We start from the raw sequence: 23,560 nt of genomic DNA on the forward strand, positions 1-23,560 counted from the left end.
GAGGGCGAATCATCTGGGGTGGATGGGGATGGGGTTGCCCGGCCCCATGCGTCAGGACGCCACACCTGTCGGCGGCCGCCATAGCAGGTAACCGGAGTCGAGCAGCCATGAGTCCGTGGAGACGCCGTCCACCTGATGACACAAACGTGAGACAGACTCGCGGAAGGCATCCGCGGGCGCGGAGTGGCCGGCGTCGCGAGCCTGTTTCCACGCGTCGACCCAGGACATGAAGAAGGCGTGGATGGGCTCACCGGGACGCACGCGGCGGCGCAAGTCACGCGGCAGCCAGTCGCGGAACAAGAGCGGCGCGAAGCCCTGGCGGAAGTCGGTGTGGAAGAGCAGGGCCTCGCGAGCGGGCGGCGACTCGGGAGCGCTGTCGGAGCGACGCAGCAGGTGCGCGGTGAGAACGGAACCCTCCGGGTCCGAGCTGCCCTCCACGAGCAGCCCCGAGGGGAGCAGGAAGCGGCTGAGCGCGTGGTGCACCTCGGCGACGCGCTCCACGGGTCCCTGTCGCAGGAGGTTCATGGCCCGCACGAGGCGGGCGGGCTCCTCCGGGGACAGCGGCAGCGCGAAGCCGCCTTGACGGAAGTGGGTGCGAGGCCCCGCATGGGCTCGAGCGGCGAGGGCCCGCGCGTCATCGAGCTCCACGCCGATGACGACGAGCTCGGGGTGGAGCGCGCGAAAGGCGCTGGCGCTCTCGAGCGTCGTCCACGGATGTTCGCCGAAGCCCACGTCCACGAAGACGGCATGGGCCCACGGACCGTCGACGCGTGACAGCAAAGTGGGCTCGAAGCGGCACAGGAAGGCATCGAGCGCGCGCAGCCTTCCGGGTGCGGTGCGCCCCCGCGTCTTCGCGTCGAGCGTGGACATGTCCTGGTCTTCGATGAGGCGGCCCCATCGCGTCAAGCACCCCGGTTTTCGTCTGGAGCGCGGAGGCTTTAGGCTCCACCTCCGTGCGCCCCGCGTCCGCCCTCACCTGCCCCGGCTGTCAGGCGCCCCGAGTGCAGGGGGCCGAGTGTCCTCGCTGCGGTATCATCTACGCCCGCGCCGAGGCCCGCGCCGCGCGCAAGGCCGAGGAGGAGCGCGCCCAGCGCGAGGCCGCCGAGCAGGCCCCCGCGCCCTTCGAGGTCGACCCCGCGTGGCTCGCGCCTCCGGAGCCGCGCTCGGAGGTCCTGCCCGCGAGCACACCGTCAATCGACGCGGGTGAGGAGGACGCCGTCCACGAGCTGCGCCTGCGCCTCGTCGTCGTGCCCCTGGCATTGCTGGTGGGCTATCTGGTGGCCACCGGCTCCGCGCGCTTCATCGTGCGGCTGCTCACCATGTACGTCCACGAGGTCGGGCACGCGGTCACCGCGTGGCTGTGCGGCATCCCCGCCATCCCGGCCCCGTGGGTCACGCCCACGGGCTCCGAGCGCTGGTACTCGCTGGCGGCGATGCTCGCGGGAGCCCTCGGCTTCTGGGCGTGGCGCGGCTGGAAGCTGCGCCGCTGGAACTGGATGGCCTGGAGCACGGTGCTGCTCGTCGCCCAGGCCTTCTGCACGCTGGTCATCCCCCTGTGGCGCACCGAGGTGTTCATCGTCTTCGGCGGAGACGCGGGGATGCTGATTCTGGGCACGCTCCTGGTCGCGTCCTTCCACGCCCGGCCCGGCGGCCACCTCCACGCGAGAGGCCTGCGCTGGGGCTTCGTCTTCATCGGCGCGCTCGCCTTCTGGGACGGCTTCCACACCTGGTGGCGAGCGCGGACCGACGCCGAGGAGATCCCCTTCGGCCGCATGGAGGGCGTGGGCCTGAGCGACCCGAGCCGACTGGTCGAGGACCACGGCTGGTCCGAGGGTGACCTCATCCGTCGCTACGTCACGCTCGGCATCGCCTGCCTCGTGACCCTGGCCGTCTTCCACGGCCTCCAAATCTGGAAGGAGCGGGCCCGGCTTCGCGCCGCCCTGCGAGCGCTCCCCTTCTTGAATGGGCGATGAAACGTCCCGGGTTGTGACAGCGGCGTGGAACGCCGGTAGCCTCCCGGCCCAATGGCATCTCCCGTCCAGCCGCTCCCCCACCCGGAGCCCCCCTCGTCCTCGACGCCCCCCGACTCCGACAACCTCCAGCCGCGCTTCGGCTGGCTGCCTCCCGTCGGGACCTGGAAGTACCACCTGCTCTTGAGCGCGGTGGCCCTGTTCATCCTCGGGCCCCTGGGTGGCATCGCCGCGTCGTACATGAACTTCAGCGTGGGCTTCTTCGTCGGAGGCCAGGTGCTCGCCGGCATCCTCGGCAGCGCCGTCACGTACGGCTACGGCGCGGAGGGCAAGCACGGCGCCAACTACATGCAGACGATGGCCGCGTCGGTGGCCTCGCTGTGCGCCATGTCGGTGCTCATCCAGGCCATGGTGTGGCTGGGCATGGAGATGCCCCCCGCGTGGCACCTGATGCTCTTCGTCGGCTGCGTGGGCATGTTCGCCGTCGGCGTGGGCATGCTCTACACGCCGCTGCTCGTGGACCGGCTGCAGCTCGACTACCCGTCGGGCTTCGCGGTGGCCAACATCCTGCGCGCGCTGACCGACAAGCGGCTGCTCAAGGCCTCCATCTCCAAGCTGGGCGGCGGCACGCTGCTGGGCGCCATCGCCGCGTGGATGACGGAGAAGATCGCCGTCGTGGCCGCCATCGGCACCAGCGCCGCCACGCTGGGCGCGGGCATGATTGTCGGCAGCCGCATCACCATCCCCGCGGTGTTGATGGCCGTCATCGGCGCATGGCAGGTGCCGCACCTGCGTGAAATCGGCTGGCTCGGTCCCGAGGACCCGTTCCGCAAGATTGGCTTCCTCATCGGCCTGGCGATGATCTGCGGCGCGGCGGTGGTGGACCTGTCGCTGCTCGCGGTGCAGGCGGTGGCGCGCGTGAAGGCCCAGGCCGACGCGCCGAAGGACGAGGAGCCCGCGTGGAAGAAGGTCAACCTGCCCCGGCTCTTGGCCTGGGTCCTCGGCTGGGGCGCGGCGACGCTGGTGGTGGGCACCGCGGTGCTGGGTCAGCCCCTGGGCTGGCTGCTCTTCGGCCTCGCGCTGGCGCTGCTGTTCGTGCTCATCAACGGCATCTCCTACGGCATCACCGACCAGAACCCCATCTCCAGCGCGTTCGTCATCTCCATCATGATGATGTCGCTGCTGGGCCTGAAGAACCCGCTGGTGGCGCTGATGGCCGCGACCATCCTGCTCATCTCCACCTCCGTGGGCTGCGACATGCAGCAGGACCGCTCCACCGGGTGGCGCCTGGGCACCAACCGCGTCATCCAGTTCCGCTACCAGGTGATGGGCGTCATCATGGGCGCGCTGCTGTGCGTGGGCCTGGCGCGCGTGTTCATGACGGCCTACCCCGCGCTCGCCATCAACCAGCTCGACAACCCCAACGCCGAGGTGGGCCAGTGGGGCTCGGCGATGACGTACAAGCTGGTGGGCGCCATCCGCGACCTGGGCTCGCTGTCGGACACCAAGGTGAAGGCGATGCTGCTCGGCCTGGGGCTGGGCTTCGGCATCCAGGCGCTGCGCAAGGTGCTGCACGCCAACCCGGGCTACCAGCGCTACATCAAGGGCTCGCGCGCGGGCTTCGCGGTGGGCTGGACCATGGACTCGCTGGTGCTGGCCAGCCCCTATGCGTCCTCCTTCGGCGGCTTCGTGGCCTTCCCGGTGGCGCTGTGGTTCGGCGCGGGCGGGGTCATCGCGTCCGTGTGGAACACCGTCACGAAGAAGCGCGCGCCGGCCTCCGCGGGCAGCCCCGCACAGGGCGAGGCGCTCCCCGAGGACATGAGCACCATGTCCCTGGCGGGCGGCGGCCTCATCGCGGGCGAGTCGCTCTTCTTCCTCATCGCCGGGATGATTGGCCTCGCGTCGCTGCTGGCGTGAGCCGGTCGGTGGCGGAGCCGGGGCCCGAGGCGCCCGGCTCCGCGACGCCCTTGACAGTTGCGGGAAGCCCCCATTCCTGACACACCCGAAGTGAACATGGCACAGTCCCTCGCACGGTGCGGCCGGAGCCCGTGAACCCGATTCGAGGGCGTCCCATGAAGCGTGTCTTCGTGTTGTGTGTGTCGTTGTTCAGCATGGCGTGGCTGGGCTGCGGTGGCCCCACGTCCGAGGCGGACGGGGAGCGCCTCTCCACCGAGCCCACGCAGGAGGTCTCCCAGGAGCTGGTCACCTGCCCGGGGGACCTCCCTCAGTGCGCCATCTACGAGGGCCAGCGCTGCGTGCGCCGGGTGGACTGCTGCGATGGAGAGTTCCTCCTGTGGTGCGCCTGCGATCCAACGACGCGGCGCTACCACTGTCTGTAGACGTCCGCTCGCGAGCACTTCACCGCGGGGCGCGGCTCGCACAAATACGCGCTCTCATGGGAAAACATGGAAACGACCCTCATGGGTCGCAGGCGGTCCCACGTCGTTCTTCCGCGGGAGTCCTCATGAAGCGCGTGCTGGTGATGATGGTGGCAATCCTCGGCGTCTCGTTGCTGGCCTGTGGTGGCGAGGCGCTCGAGGTGCAAGTCGATGAAGGCCCGGCGGACGTCGAGCTGGCGCAAACCCGCCAGGAGCTCGTGACCTGCATGACGGACTGCCCGAACGGGACGTTCATCTCCTGCACGGGAAGTACCTGCAGCACCCTCGAAGGCCGGAGCGTGACGTGTGACGGGGTCAGGAAGCTCTGCCCGCCGGCGGTGTGTCCGGGCGACTATCGCTCGTGCTCGGCGATGGATGGACAGAGCTGCCGGGCCGGCACGCAGCCGTGCTGCCGTGGCGATGTCGAGGGCTATTGTTACTGCATCGCCGGCCGCTACGACTGCTGAGTCCCCTGACCCGTGAGGGGTTGCCCGCGGGTCTGGTTGACAATTTCCAGGCCCGCTTGCATCTTGTTCGCGTGAGCATCGTCAACGTCACCACGACCACCCGCACCACGACTCGCTACGGCGAGGTGTGGAGCGGTGCGCGTCGTGAAGTGAGCTGACGACCGCACGGCTTCTCGCCCCGCCTTCACCGGCCGGGGCAACCGTGTGTTCGCTCAGCGCTCCGTCCGGCAAGGCCTTCCCAAACCTTCCGTACCGGAGACGAAGCAATGCTCGACGAAAACGACCACCGCGCCCTCGGCCAACGCCTGGACCTCTTCCACCTGCAGGAGGAGGCGGCGGGAATGGTCTTCTGGCACCCCCGAGGGCTCTTGTTGTTCCGCCTGCTGGAGGAGCACATCCGCCAGCGCATGCAGCGCGAGGGCTACCTCGAGGTCCGTACGCCGCAGCTCTACGCGCAGCCCCTGTGGGAGCGCAGCGGCCACTGGGAGAACTTCCGCGAGAACATGTACCTCGTGGAGGACGGCGGGCGGCCGCTCGCGCTCAAGCCGGTGAGCTGCCCGGGCCACATCGAGCTGGTGCGGCGCATGTCCCTGAGCTACCGCGACCTGCCCCTGCGCATGAGTGAGTTCGGACTGGTCCACCGCAGCGAGCCGGGCGGCGCGTTGCATGGCCTGTTCCGGCTGCGTCAGTTCACGCAGGACGACGGGCACATCTTCTGTGCCCCCGAGCAAGTGGTGGAAGAGGTCGTGAACTTCGCGCGCTCGCTGCGCGAGTTCTACGCGGGCCTGGGCTTCCACGACGTCCAGGTGGCCTTCTCCGGGCGTCCCGCCTCCCGCGCGGGGAGCGACGCCGTCTGGGACCAGGCCGAGGCCTGGCTCTCGGACGCGGCGAGACAGGCGGGGTTGGAGTGCAAGTACCAACCGGGTCAGGGGGCCTTCTACGGCCCCAAGCTGGAGTTCGTCTTGAAAGACAGGCTGGGGCGCGAGTGGCAGTGCGGGACGATTCAGCTCGACCTCGTGCTGCCCGAGCGCTTCGACCTGCGATACCAGGACTCCCAGGGCCTGCGGGTGCGTCCGGTGATGCTTCACCGCGCGCTCCTGGGCAGCCTGGAGCGGTTCATCGGCGTGCTGCTCGAGCACCACCAGGGCGCCCTGCCCGCGTGGCTCGCGCCCGAGCAGGTGGTGGTGGCGCCCGTGGGTGACGCCGCGCAGGAGTACGCGCGCGACGTCGCCTTCAGCCTGCGGCGGGCGGGCTGCCGCGTCCGCGTGGACGCGCGGCAGGAGTCGCTGTCGCGCAAGGTGTTGGACTCGCACCAGGGAGGTGTCCCCTGGCTCGTGGTGGTGGGCGCGCGCGAGGTGCAGGCGAAGGGCCTGCGCCTGCGACAGCGGGATGGCGCCCAGCGGGATGTCTCGTGGGACGCGGGCCTCGCGGAGCTGGTGTCCGCGTGTGTCCCCGGAGTCCCGGCGTGATGAAGCCCCGAGGGGCGCGAGAGCGGTCTGCTCCTCGCGCCCCTCGGTTCCTGGAGGACGGCTACGCGTGTTGCAGGTGCTCCAGCACCACGCCGGCGCGCAGCACCTCCGCGGGCACGGTGGCCAGGTCATCCAGGCTCAGGATGCCCAGCGGGCGACGGGCCTCGTCCACCACGACGAGCCGGCGCACCATCTTGTCCTCCATCATCTGCTCGGCCACATCGAGCCCCGCGTCCGGCTCGCAGGTGATGAGGGCTGTCGTCATCACCTCACGCACGCGCGTGGTGTTGGGGTCCTGGCCCAGGGCGGTGGAGCGCACGGTGATGTCGCGGTCCGTCAGCATGCCCACCAGTTGTCCGCCCTCGGTGACGGGGAGCGCGCCGATGTTGCATTCGCGCATCCGCAGGGCGGCGACCCGCAGCGGCTCGTCCGCCTCGATGGTCTCCACGTTCCGCGTCATCAGTTCGAAAATCCGCATGGCGCCTCCGCTGACGGGTTGAGGGTAGGACTGCGTCCTCAACCATGAGGTCGGCGCGGCCCACCGGCAGGAAGGCACCCGGGCTCGGCGGAGCAGCGGGCGGGCACACGGCCGCCGTCATTCCAGGTTGGCCAGCGAGCGCGACGATTGGGCAGGATGCGCATCTGACTGAAGCTCCCGGGCGTGGACCCGGGCAAAGGAGCGTGACGGCATGGTCGACAAGCTCACCCTCAGCGATGCGCAGTGGCGCGAGCGCCTGACGCCCGAGGAGTACGACGTCCTGCGCAGGCACGGCACGGAGCGTCCGGGCTCGGGGTGCTTCCTGGGCACGAAGACGCCGGGCACCTATGTGTGCGCCGGCTGTGGCAATCCGCTGTTCAAGTCGGGCACCAAGTTCGAGTCCGGCACCGGCTGGCCGTCCTTCACCCAGGCGGTGGGACCGGACGCGGTGACGCAGATCGATGACCGCTCGTACGGAATGGTCCGCACCGAGGTGCGCTGTGCCCGCTGCGACGGCCACCTGGGGCACGTCTTCCCCGACGGCCCCCCGCCCACCGGCCTGCGCTACTGCATGAACTCGGTGGCGATGAAGCACGTGCCCGAGGGCCAGCCGCTGGAGCTGGTCCGGGCGTAAGCGCTGCAAGCCCCCGGCCCCGCTCGGTTCATCGAGCCCGGGCCGGGTGTTCGTCGCGAGCGCGGAGCAGGAGCGGGGACGACCTGACACCTGCCGAAACCTCGGCCCTGGCTCGCGGCATCGAGCCGGGACCTTCTGACAGCGCCTCAGCCCAGCCAGGCGCGGGCGTTGCGGAACATGCGCATCCACGGGCCGTCATCGCCCGTCCACTCGCGGGGCCGCCACGAGTGCTGCACCAGCCGGTGGACGCGCTCGGGGTGCGGCATCGTCACGGTGAAGCGGCCGTCCTTCGTGGTGACGCCCGCGATTCCGTGCGGCGAGCCGTTCGGGTTGGCCGGGTACGTCGACGCCACCTGGCCGTGGTTGTCCACCCAGCGCGTGGTGATGAAGCCCGAGCCGTTGACGCGCGCGGCCTCCGCATCGTCGGAGAACTCCGCGCGCCCCTCGCCGTGCGCCACGGCGATGAGCATCCGGCTGCCCTCCATGCCCTGGTAGAAGAGCGACGGCGTGCGGGCAATCTCCACCAGCCCCAGCCGCGCCTCGTACTGCTCCGAGGCGTTGCGCACGAAGCGCGGGAAGTGCTCCGCGCCGGGGATGATGTCCTTGAGCCCGGACATCATCTGGCAGCCGTTGCAGATGCCCAGCCCGAAGCTGTCCGAGCGCGCGAAGAAGCCGGCGAACTCGTCGCGGGCGCGCGGGTTGAATAGGATGGACTTGGCCCAGCCGCCACCCGCGCCCAGCACGTCTCCGTAGGAGAAGCCGCCGCACGCCAGCACGCCGTGGAAGTCCTTCAGCGACACCCGGCCCGCGAGGATGTCGCTCATGTGCACGTCCACCGCGAGGAAGCCCGCGCGGGTGAACGCCGCCGCCATCTCCTGCTGGCTGTTGACGCCCTGCTCGCGCAGCACCGCCACGCGGGGACGCGCGCCCTTGCCCACGAAGGGCGCGGCCACGTCCTTGGACACGTCGAACGTCAACAGCGGCGACAGGCCCGGGTTGGACGCGTCGCACTTGGTCGCGTACTCCTGCTCCGCGCACAGCGGGTTGTCGCGCAGCTTCTGCAGCTCGTAGCTGACGCGCGACCAGACGCGGCGCAGGTCCATGGTGCCCTCGGACAGGAGCACCCGCTCACCGTGCCGGACACGGACCTCCAGCTTCGGCGTGGGCCGCCCCAGCTCGTGGCAGTGCACCCCCAGCCCGTGCTGCTCCAGCACCTCGCACACGCGCGCCACGTCGCCCGCGCGCACCTGGACCACGGCGCCCAGCTCCTCGTTGAAGAGCGCCGCCACCGCGTCGGGGCCCAGCTTCGTGAGGTCCACGTCCACGCCGCAGCGGCCCGCGAAGGCCATCTCGCACAGCGTGGCCCACAGGCCGCCGTCGGAGCGGTCGTGATAGGCGAGCAGCCGCCCCTCGGAGCTCAGCGCCTGCACCGCCGAGAAGAAGCCCGCGAGCAGCGCGGGGTCCTCCACGTCGGGGACCTTGGGGCCCACCTGCGCGTGCGTCTGCGCGAGGATGGAGCCGCCCAGCCGCTGCTGCCCGCGCGCCAGGTCCACGAAGACCAGCCGCGTGTCCAGCTCCACGTCCACCAACTGCGGCGTGAGCGACTTGCGCACGTCCAGCACCGGCGCGAAGGCGGAGATGATGAGCGACACCGGGGACGTCACGGTCTTCTTCTCGCCGCCGTCCTGCCACACGGTGCGCATGGACATCGAGTCCTTGCCCACGGGGATGGTGAGCCCCAGCGCCGGACACAGCTCCATGCCCACCGCGTTCACCGCGGCGTAGAGCTGCGCGTCCTCACCCGGGCTGCCCGCCGCCGCCATCCAGTTGGCGGACAGCTTCACGTCGGACAGCTTGCCGATGCGCGCCGCGGCGATGTTGGTGAGCGCCTCGCCCACCGCCATGCGCGCGGAGGCCGCCGCGTCCACCACGGCCAGCGGCGTGCGCTCGCCCATGGACATCGCCTCGCCCGTGGTGCTCGTCACCGTGGACAGCGTCACCGCGCAGTCGGCCACCGGCACCTGCCACGGGCCGACCATCTGGTCCCGGGCCACCTGCCCCGACACCGAGCGGTCGCCGATGGTGATGAGGAACGACTTGTCCGCCACCGTCGGGTGGCTCAGCACGCGCTCGGCCATCGACTTCAAGTCCGAGGGCAGCGACAGCGGGGCGTGCTCCAGCGCGCGCGTGGTCGCGTCGCGGTGCATGCGCGGCGCCTTGCCGAACAACACGTCCATCGGCAGGTCGATGGGCGGCGTGCCCAGCCGCTCGTCGGACAGCTTCAGCACCTGGGACTCGGTCGCCTCGCCCAGCACCGAGAAGGGCGCGCGCTCGCGCTCGCAGAACGCGGTGAAGCGCGTCAGGTCCTCCGGCGCCACGCCCAGCACGTAGCGCTCCTGGGCCTCGTTGCACCAGATTTCGAGCGGCGACATGCCCGGCTCCGCGTTGGGCACCGCGCGCAGCTCCAGCCTCCCGCCCAGCGCGTTGTCGTGCGCCAGCTCCGGCAGCGCGTTGGACAGGCCGCCCGCGCCCACGTCGTGGATGGAGCGGATGGGGTTCTTCTCGCCCAGCGCGCAGCACTGGTCGATGACCTGCTGACACCGCCGCTCCATCTCCGCGTTGTCCCGCTGCACGGAGGCGAAGTCGAGGTCCGCCGCGCTCGCGCCCTGCGCCATGGAGGACGCCGCGCCGCCGCCCAGGCCGATGAGCATCGCCGGGCCGCCCAGCACGATGAGCTTGTCACCGGGCTTGAGCTGGCCCTTCTTCACGTGCTCGGCGCGGATGTTGCCCAGGCCGCCGGCGATCATGATGGGCTTGTGGTAGCCGCGCACCTCCACGCCCTCGGGCGTGGACACCTGCGCCTCGAAGCTGCGGAAGTAGCCCGCGAGGTTGGGCCGGCCGAACTCGTTGTTGAACGCGGCCCCGCCCAGGGGGCCATCCATCATGATGTCCAGCGCGGAGACGATGCGGTCCGGCTTGCCGTAGGGCTGCTCCCACGGCCGCTCGTGGCCGGGGATGCGCAGGTGGCTGACGGTGAAGCCCGTCAGGCCCGCCTTCGGCTTCGCGCCGCGACCGGTGGCGCCCTCGTCGCGAATCTCTCCGCCCGCGCCGGTCGCCGCGCCCGGGTACGGCGAAATCGCCGTCGGGTGATTGTGCGTCTCCACCTTCACCATGATGTGGGACGGCTCGCGCACCGTGCCCCACTCGCCCGTGTCCGCGTCCGGGAAGAAGCGGTCCACCGTGAAGCCCTCGATGACGGCCGCGTTGTCCTTGTAGGCGGACAGCACGCCTTCCTGGTGCTGGGCGTAGGTGTTCTTGATGGCCTGGAAGAGCGAGCGCTCCTGCGGCTTGCCGTCCAGCGTCCAGCTGGCGTTGAAGATCTTGTGCCGGCAGTGCTCGCTGTTGGCCTGCGCGAACATCATCAGCTCGACGTCCGTGGGGTTGCGCGAAAGCTCCGTGAAGCGCGCCACCAGGTAGTCGATTTCATCGTCCGCGAGCGCCAGCCCCAGCTCGCGGTTGGCCCGGTCCAGCGCGCCCTTGCCGCCGCCCAGGATGTCCACCGTGGTGAGCGGCCGGGGCTCGTGCGTGGAGAACAGCACGGCCGCGTCCTCCATCCGCGTGAGCACCGCCTGCGTCATCCGGTCATGCAGCACCGGCGCGAGCGCGTCCACCTGCTCGCGCTCCAGCGGACGTCCCTGCGGACCCGCCACGAAGTACGCGAGGCCGCGCTCCAGCCGGCGCACCTTCGCGCCCAGGCCGCAGTTGTGGACGATGTCCGTCGCCTTCGAGGACCAGGGAGAGATGGTGCCCGGACGCGGCACGACGAGCAGCAGGCTGCCCGCGCGCTCCCCCGAGGGGACCCTGGGGCCATACTCGAGGAGCCGGCCGAGCATCGCCTGCTCGTCACCGGACAGGGGCTCCGGGGCGTCGAGGAAGTGCACGTGCTCCGCGTAGACGGACGACACGGAGGGCACCTGCTCGCGGCACTGCGCGAGCAGCTTGGCGAGCCGGAATTCGGAGAGGACGGGAGCGCCGCGCAGGAAGTGCATGCTGGACATGGGAAAGGGTAGGCCCTGGGTAACAGCCGGGGCGTCCTTATCACCGTGTGTCGCGAGGGCGAGCACAGACTTCGTGCCAGCCCGCTCGCTGCCCGGACGGACAGGGGGCACGGTGGGTGCCCCTCACACGTCAGCGCTGGCGCGGCACGTAGGAGAGCCGGAATTACCCGCCCTTGCCGGAAGCTGCGGGCACGGGCTTCGGCGCCTCCTGGGCCTTGCGCCACAGCGCGAGCAGCTCCGCTTCACGCTCCCGTGGCAGGCCCGCGCGCGGCTTGTCGCGCCGCTCCTGTGGCAGGCCCTTGAAGTACGCCAGCGTGTCGCGGACGGTGACGTCCACGGGGCGGAACGTGAGCCCGGCCTTCACCGCCTTCGCGTTGGAGCGCAGGTGCGTGCCCGCGCTGGTGCCGGTGGGCGGCATGTAGATGGGCAGCCTCACGTCGCCCGTCTCGCCCTGCTTCTCCAGGAACTCCGCGGGCACCCACGTCACCTTCGTGTCCTTGCCCGTCACCTTCCGACAGGTGTCGAGCATGGCGCCCATCGACCACGCCTCCGCGGGCCCCACGGCGTTGAACACGCCGTTCACCTGGCCCTCGATGAGCAGCACCAGCCACTCGGCCAGGTCGCGCACGTCGATGATCTGCAGCGGGTCCTTCGGCGTGCCGGGCGCCAGCATCTCCCCGCCCTGGTCGAAGCGCACGGGCCAGTACGTGAAGCGGTCCGAGCGGTCATCCGGTCCGACGATGTAGCCCGGGCGGATGTTGGCCACGCGCCCCGGCAGCGCCGCCTCGGCGGCCTCCTCGCACGCGCGCTTGAGCCCGCCGTAGAACTCGTAGTCCTTGCCCATCGTCTCCACGTTGGGGTCCGCGAGCGTCGCGGTGGGGCCGCGCTCGTCCTCGCCCGGCGTCTTGTCGCTGGCGTACGCGGAGACGCTGGAGATGAAGACATACTGTTTCACGTTCGGCGCCAGCAGCGCCGCCGACGCGCGGACCATGCGCGGGTAGTACCCGGACGTGTCCACCACCGCGTCCCACTTGCGGCCCTTCAGCGCCTTCAGGCCCTCGTCCTTGTCGGGGTCTCTATCGCCGCGCAGCTTCTCCACGTCGGGGAAGAGCTCCGGACGCGTCCTGCCGCGGTTGAAGAGTGTCAGCGAGTGGCCTCGCACCCGCGCGGCCTCCACCACCGCGGGCCCGAGGAAGCCCGTGCCTCCCAGGATGAGGATGCGCTTCTTCACCGACATCTTCGACGCGGCCAATGACTCGGGCCCGAGCGCGAGCAGCGACGCACCCGTGGCGGAATACACCAGGAACTTCCTACGCGAGGTCTTCATGACGACGGCTCCAGGGGCCGTGGTGTGCTCGGGGGGACGCGCCGGACAACGCGAGCCCGCCTGTTTCATTCCCGGGCAAGCGTCGGGTCAGCGGTCTCCCAGCGCCACGCCCCATCCCAGCGTCCACACGAACCCATGGGTCCAGTCGTCGGTGAGCGGGCGCAGGCCCTGGTAGCGCGCCTCCGCGCTCGCGATGAACAACGCCCCCAGCGCCGCCTGCGCCCGCAGGCCCACGGGCACCCCGAAGCGCGAGCCCCCCTCCCACGAGAACACGCCCGCCCCCAGCGAGGCCCGCACGTCCACGCCCACCGCGTACGTCGGCCGCCACGCCCACAAGGGTGGCGACGACAACGACAGGCTGAAGCCTCCCGTCGCCAGGGGACGACGTCCCAGCCCCACGCCGCGCATCCACTCGAAGGACAACCGCGACGCGTACGGAAGTGGCAGCCCCGCGCGAAACCCGGCGACGGGTGCGCCGCCTCGCGCGTCGCGTGTCATGCCTCCCAGCAACTGGAAGGACAGCTCCGGCGCGGGGCTGTAGTCGCCAGTCGAAACCCAGACGGCGCCGGGCTCGGCGACCTCCTGGAAGCGCTGAGCCGCCCAGGTGAGGAATGACTGGGTATAGGCAATCGCCGCGGCGGCCCGGTCCGCCATGAACACATCAAAGGCCTCCGGCGAGACACCCTCCGTCTGTCCAAAGACCTTCCCAGACGCGCCATACCCACCGAACGCACCCTGCAGCGCCGCGTCCGGCTCCACCCAGAACGCACGCCAGGCCATCCGCGTCCCATCCTCGGCGCGCAGCGATTGCGTGCGCACCACCTCCAGGGTCTCCCGCGCCAGCGCCAGCTGCGCGTCGGACCCGGACATCGGCGCCACCTCGCGCGTGGGGAGCTGCTCCAGCACGCCGCGCAGGCCCCAGCCCTCGAACCCGTCCGAGAAGCCATGGCTCACCGGCACCACGTGCGGCGGCGAGGCCACGTCCTGGATGTGGTGCGCCAGGTGTCCGGCCCTGTCCCACGCGCGCGCCAGGTCTCCTCCACGCGCCGCGTCCAGCGCCTCCTCCCACAGCTTGCGCACCCGCGCCGCCGAGCCCTCGCGCGGCCCCGAGTCCACCCTCCCCTCCGGCCGGAAGTAGTGGTGCCACCCGGTCCACTTCACGTGGAGGTTGAGGTCCTCCGCCGTCGCACCGTGCAGGACCGCGTCACGGTGCTTCTCCAGGCCCGGCGACGCCTGGGTCGCCCGCTCGATGGCGACCCGCGTCAGGGCCTCGTGGTCCTTCACCCAGAAGGCCCCCGTCCCCATCGGCGCCAACAAGGCCGCGAGGACGGCGAGCCGCGGCGCCACGACACGTCCGCTCAGGCGGCCTCCGCCCTGGGCACGTCGAGCGAGTCCAGGTGGGCGCGCGCGATGTGCAGGTTGTCGTTGTCCAGGGGGTGGAACGACGGCCGCAGGTACTCCTTGAGCCCACGCCAGAGCACCCGCACCAGCACCGGGTCCTTCTGGTGCGCGCGCCGCAGCTCCCGCCAGATGCCACCCCACCCCAGCCCCGGCTCCTGCCTCAGCAGCGTGACGGTGGCCGCGAACCACAGGCCGTACAGCGCGATGATGCCCGCGAACATCCCCGTCACGCGCAGGCCGTAGCCCGGCGCCACCTTGCGCAGCACGTCGAAGGCCACGGCCTTGTGTTCAATCTCCTCGGCGGCGTGCCACTCGATGAGCTGGCGCATCGCGGGGTGGCCGTCCTTGAACACGCCGAGCGTCAGCGTGTTCTCCCCCATGATGGCCGTGTAGTGCTCCAGCGCGGCGGTGATGGAGAGCCGCAGGGAGGCCGGGAAGTACTTGTCGATGAAGCCCCAGACGATGCGCTGGTACGCCCTCATGAAGCCGGTGATGACGTAGCCCTGTGACTCCAGCAGCTCGATGTAGTCCTGGTGCTCGCGGGCGTGCTGGCCCTCCTGGGCGAAGAACGCCTTCACCTGCGCGCGCAGCTCCGGGACGTCGGCCAGCGCGGGGAGGTAGTGGTTGACGCTGCGCACGAAGAAGCGCTCGCCCTGGGGGAAGAGCAGGTTGAGTCCGTTCCACAGGTGCGTCGAGCCCAAGCCGTTGTGGTGCCAGACCCGGGGGAAGGTGGCATCGAAGTGGAACTTCAGGTGCGGCCTGGGGACGATGCGGCCGGGGTCGGGGGGATTGACCATGAGTGGGGGATTCTCGTGCGCCGGAGGGGACGGCGGGTCAGAAGGAAGGGGGCGTGACGGAACGCACCCTTCGGGGGAATTCGCGCTCGAGCTCGGTTCGGAAGGCGATGAGCCGCTCCCGGGCGGTGAAGGGACCGCTGCCAGCGATAGCGCCGAAGAAGCGCTTGCGCACGCCTTTACGCGTCACGCACAGCACCTCCGTGACGCACAGTGCCACCCCGCCGCCCACGGCGGGCAGCGGCCGCATGGTGTTGAAGTGGATGGGCGCGTGCCGCTCCAGCGCGGCCTCGTCCTCCACCTCCAGGGTGATCTTCGACAGGAGCGCGTTGCCGCACAGCGCGGAGGCCACCTGCCGCAGCCCCGGCGTGTAGGCGAAGCCGTGCGTGGTGAGCGACGGCATCCACCAGGGCAGCGACGGCGAGTACAGGGTGGAGAAGATGTCCTCCAGCACGCCGCCCTCCGTCCGGGTGTGCTCGAGCAGGTGGGAGACCCGCGCGGGCGTCACCGGGCCGTCTCGGGTGAGGGAGGGAATCACCGCGATGCGGATGCGCCGCCAGGGCCTTGGCACCGACGTGGGCGCGTCCGGCAACACCGGCACCAGCATCGTCGGGTTGTCCGTGCGCAACAGCCCCCCGTGGGAGCGCCCCAGCGCCCCCAGCACCGCGCACGCCAGGTTGCGGAAGTCGAGCTGCTCGGGCAGCGCCACGCGCAGCAACGGAGAAGGGTCCGAAGGCCCCGTCAACCACTCCCCGCCGTCGGCGCCCCGGGGCCCGCGAGGCAGCTCCGCGGCAATCGCCCGCGACACCTCCATCATCGCCGTGCCGTCCATCACCAGGTGGTCGAACGCCAGCTCCAGCGAGCCCGTGGTCCGCTCCACCCGCGCCCCCAGCCAGGCGCTCGACGTCAGCAGATGGGACGTCCAGGCGCTGTCGCCGTGGCCCGCGGCGTCCACCACCACCTGGGGATGCAGCCCGTCGCGGCGCGCCTCGGAGAGCGAGCAGGGGGCGCGGGACTCGAGGAGCGCCGCCACCGCCTCGGAGGTGAGCGACGCGCCCACCAGGGGGAGCCGGGCCACCCGGAAGCCGCCTCCGGGCACGGTGACGGCCACGGTGAGCACCCCGTCATCCGCGACGCGCTGACGGGCATCCAGGCCCATGCGCCCCAGCCCCGCCAGCCAGACATCCGTGGGCTGGTTGTGCCGGCGTCCCCGCGTGCCCACGTGCCAGCGGGCCACCTGCGCGAGCAGCGCGGACACCCACCCTCCCCCCCGGGTGTCGATGCCCAGCGGCTGCACCGTCATCATGACGCGGCGCGAGCGCGGCTCGGTGGACAGGAAGCGCTCCCACGACGTCAGCTCCGGCACCACGTCCGACACCTGGCTCGCCGGGAAGGTCCGCTGCCAGCCGTCGCACGCCCCCACCAGCACCGACAGCGCCTGACGCGCCACCGGCACGAAGTGCGGGAACTTGTGCGCCATCGACTCCCGCACGCGTGAGCGGGTGTCCCCGGCACGGTGAACAGCGAACGAAGGAAAGGAACCAGAGCCGTCCATGGCACGTGTCCCGCGCAAGCGCACCGGCGAGGTGACCCACTGCATTGGCCGTGGAGTGTACCGGACACTTCCCGCCAACGGGATTCTGTCGCACGTCCTCATGTCGAGACACACCCCGCATTCATACGGGTGGTGAAGGACTCACGCCCTCATCCCCGTTTCATCGCCGGCAGGGAACCGCGACCAGCACCTCACCGAGTCCCAGCCCGCCACACGCACAGCGCGGGCCGCCCCCAAGGTCTCCAGCCGGGCGCAGCGGGACGGGACACTTCCGCTCCCAGCGGCCCGCGTGGACCGTCCACCCGGACGCCCTCCCACGTCCCTGCCAGGAAGGCTCCGGGTCCGTCTTTCGCGCCGCGCACGGGTGTGTCACCCGCCGCGCCAGTGCACGACGCACACCGACGTGCGGTTTCCACGCAGACATCCCATCCAAGCACTTGCATCAGAACGACAGGCTTCACGCGCGTGTGACGTGTCACCCCCGAGGCTCGCGCCGACCCCTCGGGAAACCCAAACAAAATCAAACTAGATTTCACTGACAAAACAACATTGAACGACAAAGTCGCTTTAACCTAACCCGCACTGGCAGTCACACCCGCAATCGGTAGGATGGGTTTGTCCAGGAAGAAGCACCCCGTCTGGACAGAGGGGGGAATCCAGCCACACAGCACCTGGCCCGGCTTCGGTGCCTGCTCGGTGACGGGCGGGTGACCGCGACGCCAGCACGCGGCTTGCGCGCCCATGGCACGCAGGCACGGGACGGGTGCGCCCTCTATTCCTCACGCCACGCAAAAGGAATGCAATCCATGAAGAAGCTTCTCGCTACCACCGCGGCCGCGGCGCTCTCGCTCACCGCGACGCAGGCGCTCGCGGCGCCCATGTCCCCGTCCGCCAAGCCCATGGCGCAGTACTTCTCCCCCACGGTCCAGGACGCGTTCACCCTGCTGGGTGACACGGACAACAACAACCTCGTCTATTACGTCCCGCGCCGCGGCGGCGTGGCCGTGCAGTCGCCCCAGACGACCAACCCCATCCCCCGCTTCCAGATCACCTCCTTCATCCCCATCTTCGGCTACTTCGCGGGCCTGGAGCTGGCGAACCTGGGTGGCTCGTTCTCCACCACCAGTGACCTGGGCGCGCTGAACCGGCTGTCCACGGAGGCCGCCGCGCTGGGCTTCCAGATCGCCCCGGCCCCGGCCAACCGGTCCACCACGCAGTTCGTGCTGTCCGGTTACGCGCCCGTCAACGGTCGCGTGGAGGTCGACTGCGACTTCGAGATCCTCGTCGTCAACGGCCGTGAGGTGCGCGTCCCCGTGTGCTTCACGCACCTGGACCCGTCCCAGCCGTACGACATCAACACCAACGTGATGTACAAGTTCAACACGCTGCCCGCCGTCAGCGGCAGCGTCGTGGCGCAGGACATCGCCTTCCAGGCGACCACCCTGCCCGGCTGGACGCCGCAGCTGCGCGCGCTGATGGCCACCGGCGCCCAGTGGGACAACATCATGACGGCGCAGATCGACTGGGACATCAAGACGCACAACCTCACCCGTCAGGCGCGCTTCACGGTGAACTGGCGCTCGCTGTTCGAGCAGGCCAGCGCGTTCGCGGCCTTCCACCTGAGCTCCTGCGTGGACATCGAGGTTCGCGCCTTCTTCGAGCGCCTGGTGACGTGTTCCGCGGAGAACGCCTGCGGCATCCGCATCGAGTACCTCGGCAGCAACGGCCAGTGGGGCCCCACCGCGCCCAATGACGCCAACTTCATCAACGTCGTGAACGCCGTCCAGGCCCGCCTCCAGGACGAGCTGTTCAACGAGGTGCGCCGCTACACCACGCCGGTCAACGGCCAGGTCTCCAACCAGACCAACTCCATCTTCACCATGCGCGCCAACTACGAGAAGCTCATCCTGGAGCGCAACGAGGTCGTCTACATCCAGTACAACCCGGGTCCCACGGACTTCACCGTCAAGACCAACCTCAACGTCACCTGCCTCATGGATGGCTTCGAGATGGGCCGCGTGAACTGGAACATGAACGACGCGGGCTGCCGCGCGCTGCTGGGCCAGCCGTAATCCGTCGCTGGCGCTGATTCGACTCCGGGGCGGAGGCCACCTTCCTGGCGGCTTCCGCCCCCCCTTTCCATCCTCACCCCAGGCCCTGCACCCATGCGATTGCTCTCGCTCTGTCTCACGCTCGCCCTGTGTCTGGCGGCAGCCCCCGCCCAGGCCCAGACGGACACGCCCCCGCTCGACTACGCGCGCACCCTTCGCGAGTCGGAGATGGTGTTCATCCCGTACATGGGCATGAACCGCGGTCCCATCTTCTATACGCAGTACGCCCAGGTCGCGACGGACTCCGTGGCCACGGTGGGCGGCATGCGGCGGCTGTTCGTGAACCTGCACCCCACCGCCCATACGCTCAACCTGTACAACGGCTTCATCAGCCGTCACGGCATCACCGACGCGCGCCTGCTGCCCACCTTCCCCGCCACCGGTTGCCAGCCGACGCAGGCCATCATCGACCTGCTCCCCGGCATCCCCGCCAGCTACAAGCCGAAGGCCGTGGGCGGCAACTACCCGCTCGTGTGTGGCATCAGCGTCCACTTCCTGCCGGCGGACGAGGCCATGGTGCGCGCCCACATCGCCGCCAACCCCGTCATCACCCTGCGCGTCAACGTGCCGCTGTGCGCGCCCTCCAGCCCGCTGCTCAACGTGCCGGGCATCAACCAGGTGCTGGTGACCAACGGCGCGCTCCAGTCGCAGCCCACCGGGGGCGTGACGGGCAACAGCTGGGACGTGCTCTTCGAGTCCGCGAAGCTCGCGCAGACCAATCCCTCGCTCTTCGTCACCACGGACCCGCAGGTGGGCTGGGAGACGTATGTGAAGGCCTTCACGCTGGACCTCGCCGCCCAGACGGCGACGATGACACCCGCGGTGGCCGGGAGCTCCTCGGCCATCTGCACGCCCGCGCCGCTGGCGCTCGAGCACGGCTGAGACGCCGCGCCCGGACATTCGAACCCTCACATCGGCAGCCGGGGGCGGACATGGCGCGGGCCATGACGCTCCCGGCTCGGGAGCTTTTCATGAAGACACGATGGGTCTGGGTCCTGATGGGACTCGTGGGCGGCATGGCGTGCTCGGGCAAGGACGACCCCGACGAGGGCGAGGCGCCGGGGCAACGCCGCGCGAAGCTCCAGCGCTGCATCGTCACCCGGCTGCCCCGACCCACGGGCTCCGTGGAGCCCACGTGGTCCGTGTCCGGCTTCGCCTTGGTGGGCGCCTACCGGACCTGTGAGCCGGACGCGGAGCGCGCCACGGCCTCGGACTTCGGCCAGGTGGTGGAGGACATCGCGCGATGGGAGTCCGAGGACGTCTCGCGCGTGAGGCTCACGCAGCCGGCGGAGCTGGCGCCGTGAGGCGGCTGGCCGTGCTCGCGCTGGTGCTGCTCGCGGGGATGGCGTCCGCGTCCGCGCGAGGCGGGGTGGCCCAGGAGTGCACCGGGTGCCACACGTCCCAGCGCACCGAGCCCCAGACGCGCTTCGCCAACGGCCTGGGCCGGTGGACCGACAGCCAGTGCTACGGCTGCCACGCGGAGATCAACGACGTGGCCCGCAAGCGCCAGAAGCGAGAGCCGGACCCGCGCTACTTCGCGGTGCCGGTGCGCGAGGAGAAGCTCGCCCACCTGGCCACCACGCCGCTGTCGTACATGAACGCGCCGGAGCTGCTCGAGGAGCCCGGACACGCGGTGCCGCGCATCTCCGCGCGGGGCCTCGCGGCGTTCCTCAGGCGGCCGAGCACGCTCTCGCAGAAGGAGGGCAGCCGCGCCCCCCGGATGATGGCCTACCCCGCGCTCCGCCCGGGCGACGTCCAGGACATCGCCGCGCTGCTGGCCGTGCGCCTGCCGGCGAAGGAGGCGCCGCTGGCCAGGTTGACGCCGCACGAGCGCCCCGCCGCCGACGCGCTGTGGAAGGCGCGCTGCGCCGCGTGCCACACCGGCCCCCGTCCGCTCTCCGGACGCGACGGCGTGTCGCTGGGGCTCTACACGCCCGAGTGGACGTACGAGTACTGCCGCGAGCCCTCGCCCCACGCTCGCCAGGGGCGGCAGATGCCGGAGGTGCCGCTCACGCTCGACGAGGCGAAGCTGCTGCATCGCCTGTTCGACGAGCAGCGACGCGAGAAGGAGCGCGAGCTGGATGCACGCGTCACGGGCCTCGCGGTGAAGCAGGCCGCCGCGCCGGGCCCGGTGCCTCCGACGATGCTCGCGTACCTCTGGGGCCCGTTCTTCCGGGACGCCACGTGCGTGCACTGCCACGCGACGAGCCCTCGCGCCGCCAGTGCCTTCACGGCGGATGCACAGGGGCTGAAGAGCTATCTGAAGAAGAAGTCCGGCGAGGAGTTCTGGCGGCGGCTGGAGACGCGCGCGCTGGAGGCCGAGCACGGCCTGGTGGCCGCCTCGCCCGGCATGCCCATGGCGGGCGTGGAGCTGCCGCCGGAGCTGCGGGCGCTCGTCGCTCGGTGGGTGGTGGACGGCTGCAAGGACACCGAAGGCAAGTCCTGGTGCCGTCGTTGACGGCCTTTGTGGGGGACGTTCGCGCAGGTTCCGCGACACCGCATGGCGCGCCCCTCGGAGCTGCGGGCACTCGTCGCTCGGTGGGGGGGGTGGAGGGTTGAAGGAGTTTCCGCAAGCAGGTCCTTGTGCCGTCGCTGACGGCCTTTGTCGGGGAGGTTCGCGCATGTTCCGCAACGCGACGTGGAGCAGTTCCGTCCGGTGGTGCGCCGTCCTGGCGCTGTGGCTCCTCGCGGGCTGCGGCGAGTGGGCGATGGCGCCGGCCCCCGCGCTGAGCCAGGTGCGCGTGCCGCTCGCCGGCCGGAGCTCCGCGTCGCGCCTGTCGCTGGGCCAATACCACTCGGTGGGCGTGCACTCGGACGGCACCGTGTGGGCCTGGGGCTACAACCGCCAGGGACAGCTGGGCAACGGCCAGCTCACCGACAGCCCGACGCCGGTGCAGGTGAGCCAGCTCACGGACGCGGTGGCGGTGGCCTCGGGGGACTACCACTCGCTGGCGCTGCGCTCGGACGGCACCGTCTGGGGCTGGGGCGACAACTACTCCGGACAGCTCGGCACGGGGACGACCAGCGCGAGCGTGCAGCCGGTGCGGGTCCAGTCCCTGACGGGCGTGCTCTCGGTGGGCTCGGGCTTCTCGCACTCCGTGGCGCTGCGCTCGGACGGCACCGTCTGGGCCTGGGGTGACAACCGCTACAAGCAGGTCGGTCCCCACTCGGCGACGAGCAACTCGCTGCCCATCCAGGTCCCCGGCCTGCGCGAGGTCATCGCGGTAGCGGCCGGTGGCAACACTTCGCTGGCGCTGCGCGCGGACGGCACCGTGTGGGCCTGGGGCGACAACCGCAGCGGTCAGCTCGGCGACGGCACGGTGACGACGCGCGGCCAACCCGCCCAGGTGCTCGGCCTGACGGGCGTGGCGACGGTGTCCGCGGGCGCGTCACACTGCGTGGCCTTGCGCTCGGACGGCACGGCGTGGGCCTGGGGACTCAACGCCACCGGGCAACTGGGAGACGGCACGGTGAGCAACCGCACCGCGCCCGTCCAGGTGCCGCTGACGGAGGTGATGGCGGTGGTGGCCGGCAACTACCACTCGCTGGCGGTGCGCTCGGACGGCGCGGTGTGGGCCTGGGGCGACAACCGCTACCGGCAGCTCGGCAACGGGACGCTGACGAGCAGCCGGGTGCCCATCCTCGCGGGGCTCACGGGCGGCGTCACGCTGGTGGCGGGCTTCAAGCACTCGCTGACGCTGCGCGCGGACGGCACCGTGTGGGCCTGGGGCGACAACGCGTTCGGCCAGCTGGGTGACAGCACCTTCCAGCCGCGCATGTCGCCGGTGCGCGTGGGGACGACGCAGACGCTGGGCAACCCGGGTGTCACGTCGGGCCAGCTGCACTCCGTCTACCTGGACGCGTCCGGGAATGTCTGGAGCTGGGGCGACAACGAGAGCGGCCAGCTGGGCAACGGCACGGGCGCGGACCGGCTGACGCCCGCCCTCATGGGGCTGTCAGGCGCGGTGTCCGTGGCCGCGGGCGACAAGCACACCGTGGTGCTCAAGGCAGACACCACCGTGTGGGCCTGGGGAGTCAACAGCCGGGGCGAGGTGGGCGACGGCAGCAACGTGGACCGCTCGCAGCCCGTGCGGGTCTCCAACCTCACGGGCATCTCCGACGTCTCCTCCGGGGCCCTGCACTCGCTGGCGCTGCGCAACGACGGCACGGTGTGGGCGTGGGGCTTCAACCGCTACGGACAGCTGGGGGATGGCTCCACGGCGGACCGCAACGTGCCCGTGCGGGTGACGGGGCTGACGGGCGTGACGGCCATCGCCGCGGGCCACAGCCACTCCATGGCACTGCGCTCGGACGGCACCGTGTGGGCGTGGGGCTACAACTTCGACGGACAGATTGGCAGCGGGACGAACGCTTGGCACATCGTCCCGGTGCAGGTGGTGGGGCTCACCGGAGTGACGAGCATCATCGCGGGGGGCTACCACTCGCTGGCGCTGCGCTCGGACGGCACGGTGTGGTCCTGGGGCTACAACGGCTCGGGGCAGCTGGGGAATGGCTCGACCCTGAACCTCAACGCGCCCGGGCCGGTGTCGAACCTGACGGGCGTCGTCTCCATCGCGGCGGGGAACTTCCACTCGCTGGCGCTGCGCTCGGACGGCACGGTGCGCGCGTGGGGGTTCAACTTCGACGGCCAGCTGGGCGATGGGCTGCTGGAGAACCGCCACGTGCCGGTGATGGTGGCGGGGATGAGCAACGCGGTGGCCATCATCGCGGGGGACCACCATTCGATGGCGCTGCGCTCGGACGGGACGGCGTGGGCGTGGGGATACAACGGCGAGGGACAGTTGGGGGACGGCACGCGGGATGACCGCCTCATTCCCACGCAGGTGGAGATGTTCTGAGGCGCCACGCTTCACGGGACGGCCGTTGGGTCCCTTCCGCAGCACCCGACAAGGAGACA

The 23,560-nt window shown here is 70.7% G+C and carries 18 protein-coding genes; 11 read left to right on the forward strand and 7 right to left on the reverse strand.

Going from position 1 to position 23,560, the window contains the following annotated elements; all coding sequences use genetic code 11:
* Window positions 1-51: 51 nt before the first annotated feature.
* Window positions 52-870 carry a methylase gene (locus OWM54_RS06430; protein ID WP_267696906.1) on the reverse strand — a complete coding sequence of 273 codons (819 nt, stop codon included), beginning with the start codon at window positions 868-870 and terminating at the stop codon, window positions 52-54.
* An 83-nt stretch (window positions 871-953) separates the two neighbouring features.
* Here OWM54_RS06430 and OWM54_RS06435 point away from each other — a divergent pair, with 83 nt between their 5' ends.
* From OWM54_RS06435 to thrS, 5 genes are all read left to right on the forward strand, one after another.
* Window positions 954-1,973, forward strand: coding sequence for a hypothetical protein (locus OWM54_RS06435; RefSeq protein WP_267696907.1), 1,020 nt, complete (start codon window positions 954-956; stop codon window positions 1,971-1,973).
* Window positions 1,974-2,024: 51 nt separating this feature from the next.
* The gene (locus tag OWM54_RS06440) at window positions 2,025-3,887 is read left to right on the forward strand and encodes an OPT/YSL family transporter (RefSeq protein WP_267696908.1); all 1,863 of its coding nucleotides are present in this window, start codon (window positions 2,025-2,027) and stop codon (window positions 3,885-3,887) included.
* 155 nt (window positions 3,888-4,042) lie between these two features.
* Window positions 4,043-4,309, forward strand: coding sequence for a hypothetical protein (locus tag OWM54_RS06445; RefSeq protein WP_223746501.1), 267 nt, complete (start codon window positions 4,043-4,045; stop codon window positions 4,307-4,309).
* A 125-nt stretch (window positions 4,310-4,434) separates the two neighbouring features.
* On the forward strand, window positions 4,435-4,815 hold the full coding sequence (locus tag OWM54_RS06450; protein WP_267696909.1) for a hypothetical protein: 381 nt from the start codon (window positions 4,435-4,437) through the stop codon (window positions 4,813-4,815).
* 266 nt (window positions 4,816-5,081) lie between these two features.
* Window positions 5,082-6,284, forward strand: coding sequence for a threonine--tRNA ligase (gene thrS, locus OWM54_RS06455; RefSeq protein WP_223746499.1), 1,203 nt, complete (start codon window positions 5,082-5,084; stop codon window positions 6,282-6,284).
* Between the two features lie 61 nt (window positions 6,285-6,345).
* Here thrS and OWM54_RS06460 read toward each other — a convergent pair whose 3' ends face one another.
* The gene (locus tag OWM54_RS06460; RefSeq protein WP_223746498.1) at window positions 6,346-6,762 is read right to left on the reverse strand and encodes a CBS domain-containing protein; all 417 of its coding nucleotides are present in this window, start codon (window positions 6,760-6,762) and stop codon (window positions 6,346-6,348) included.
* A gap of 211 nt (window positions 6,763-6,973) precedes the next feature.
* On the opposite strand from OWM54_RS06460, the gene msrB reads away from it, so the two are divergent.
* Window positions 6,974-7,396, forward strand: coding sequence for a peptide-methionine (R)-S-oxide reductase MsrB (gene msrB, locus OWM54_RS06465; RefSeq protein ID WP_141327068.1), 423 nt, complete (start codon window positions 6,974-6,976; stop codon window positions 7,394-7,396).
* Window positions 7,397-7,542: 146 nt separating this feature from the next.
* Here msrB and purL read toward each other — a convergent pair whose 3' ends face one another.
* The 5 genes from purL to OWM54_RS06490 all read right to left on the reverse strand — a co-directional run bounded on the left by purL (window position 7,543) and on the right by OWM54_RS06490 (window position 16,456).
* Complete coding sequence (gene purL, locus OWM54_RS06470) at window positions 7,543-11,454, reverse strand: phosphoribosylformylglycinamidine synthase (RefSeq protein ID WP_267696910.1); 3,912 nt, start codon at window positions 11,452-11,454, stop codon at window positions 7,543-7,545.
* A 163-nt stretch (window positions 11,455-11,617) separates the two neighbouring features.
* Window positions 11,618-12,781 carry an NAD-dependent epimerase/dehydratase family protein gene (locus tag OWM54_RS06475; RefSeq protein ID WP_267696911.1) on the reverse strand — a complete coding sequence of 388 codons (1,164 nt, stop codon included), beginning with the start codon at window positions 12,779-12,781 and terminating at the stop codon, window positions 11,618-11,620.
* 87 nt (window positions 12,782-12,868) lie between these two features.
* Complete coding sequence (locus tag OWM54_RS06480) at window positions 12,869-14,128, reverse strand: hypothetical protein (protein ID WP_267696912.1); 1,260 nt, start codon at window positions 14,126-14,128, stop codon at window positions 12,869-12,871.
* Window positions 14,129-14,139: 11 nt separating this feature from the next.
* Window positions 14,140-14,979: a metal-dependent hydrolase gene (locus tag OWM54_RS06485; protein WP_267696913.1), complete on the reverse strand. Its 840-nt coding sequence runs from the start codon at window positions 14,977-14,979 to the stop codon at window positions 14,140-14,142.
* Window positions 14,980-15,016: 37 nt separating this feature from the next.
* On the reverse strand, window positions 15,017-16,456 hold the full coding sequence (locus tag OWM54_RS06490; protein ID WP_223783160.1) for a hypothetical protein: 1,440 nt from the start codon (window positions 16,454-16,456) through the stop codon (window positions 15,017-15,019).
* Window positions 16,457-17,337: 881 nt separating this feature from the next.
* Here OWM54_RS06490 and OWM54_RS06495 point away from each other — a divergent pair.
* From OWM54_RS06495 to OWM54_RS06515, 5 genes are all read left to right on the forward strand, one after another.
* Window positions 17,338-18,603: a hypothetical protein gene (locus tag OWM54_RS06495; RefSeq protein ID WP_141332117.1), complete on the forward strand. Its 1,266-nt coding sequence runs from the start codon at window positions 17,338-17,340 to the stop codon at window positions 18,601-18,603.
* Window positions 18,604-18,696: 93 nt separating this feature from the next.
* On the forward strand, window positions 18,697-19,524 hold the full coding sequence (locus OWM54_RS06500) for a hypothetical protein (protein ID WP_223746493.1): 828 nt from the start codon (window positions 18,697-18,699) through the stop codon (window positions 19,522-19,524).
* A gap of 89 nt (window positions 19,525-19,613) precedes the next feature.
* Window positions 19,614-19,946 (forward strand): hypothetical protein, encoded by a 333-nt coding sequence (locus tag OWM54_RS06505; protein ID WP_267696914.1) that lies wholly within the window; start codon window positions 19,614-19,616, stop codon window positions 19,944-19,946.
* Window positions 19,943-21,100, forward strand: a complete 1,158-nt coding sequence (locus OWM54_RS06510) for a hypothetical protein (RefSeq protein WP_267696915.1) — start codon at window positions 19,943-19,945, stop codon at window positions 21,098-21,100. Before OWM54_RS06505 ends, OWM54_RS06510 begins: the two co-directional genes overlap by 4 nt.
* Window positions 21,101-21,263: 163 nt before the next feature.
* On the forward strand, window positions 21,264-23,501 hold the full coding sequence (locus OWM54_RS06515; protein WP_267696916.1) for an RCC1 domain-containing protein: 2,238 nt from the start codon (window positions 21,264-21,266) through the stop codon (window positions 23,499-23,501).
* Window positions 23,502-23,560 lie beyond the last annotated feature (59 nt).

The sequence above is a fragment of the Myxococcus sp. MISCRS1 genome (assembly GCF_026626605.1).
Classification (GTDB): domain Bacteria; phylum Myxococcota; class Myxococcia; order Myxococcales; family Myxococcaceae; genus Myxococcus; species Myxococcus fulvus.

Bases quoted from the DNA above. Each gene is read 5' to 3' on its own strand.
- OWM54_RS06505 (WP_267696914.1), top strand. From the start codon at position 19,614: ATGAAGACACGATGGGTCTGGGTCCTGATGGGACTCGTGGGCGGCATG.
- OWM54_RS06485 (WP_267696913.1), bottom strand. From the start codon at position 14,979: ATGGTCAATCCCCCCGACCCCGGCCGCATCGTCCCCAGGCCGCACCTG.
- OWM54_RS06450 (WP_267696909.1), top strand. From the start codon at position 4,435: ATGAAGCGCGTGCTGGTGATGATGGTGGCAATCCTCGGCGTCTCGTTG.
- purL (WP_267696910.1), bottom strand. From the start codon at position 11,454: ATGTCCAGCATGCACTTCCTGCGCGGCGCTCCCGTCCTCTCCGAATTC.
- OWM54_RS06440 (WP_267696908.1), top strand. From the start codon at position 2,025: ATGGCATCTCCCGTCCAGCCGCTCCCCCACCCGGAGCCCCCCTCGTCC.
- OWM54_RS06445 (WP_223746501.1), top strand. From the start codon at position 4,043: ATGAAGCGTGTCTTCGTGTTGTGTGTGTCGTTGTTCAGCATGGCGTGG.
- thrS (WP_223746499.1), top strand. From the start codon at position 5,082: ATGCTCGACGAAAACGACCACCGCGCCCTCGGCCAACGCCTGGACCTC.
- OWM54_RS06430 (WP_267696906.1), bottom strand. From the start codon at position 870: ATGTCCACGCTCGACGCGAAGACGCGGGGGCGCACCGCACCCGGAAGG.
- OWM54_RS06490 (WP_223783160.1), bottom strand. From the start codon at position 16,456: ATGGCGCACAAGTTCCCGCACTTCGTGCCGGTGGCGCGTCAGGCGCTG.
- OWM54_RS06500 (WP_223746493.1), top strand. From the start codon at position 18,697: ATGCGATTGCTCTCGCTCTGTCTCACGCTCGCCCTGTGTCTGGCGGCA.
- OWM54_RS06515 (WP_267696916.1), top strand. From the start codon at position 21,264: ATGTTCCGCAACGCGACGTGGAGCAGTTCCGTCCGGTGGTGCGCCGTC.
- OWM54_RS06475 (WP_267696911.1), bottom strand. From the start codon at position 12,781: ATGAAGACCTCGCGTAGGAAGTTCCTGGTGTATTCCGCCACGGGTGCG.
- OWM54_RS06495 (WP_141332117.1), top strand. From the start codon at position 17,338: ATGAAGAAGCTTCTCGCTACCACCGCGGCCGCGGCGCTCTCGCTCACC.
- OWM54_RS06460 (WP_223746498.1), bottom strand. From the start codon at position 6,762: ATGCGGATTTTCGAACTGATGACGCGGAACGTGGAGACCATCGAGGCG.
- msrB (WP_141327068.1), top strand. From the start codon at position 6,974: ATGGTCGACAAGCTCACCCTCAGCGATGCGCAGTGGCGCGAGCGCCTG.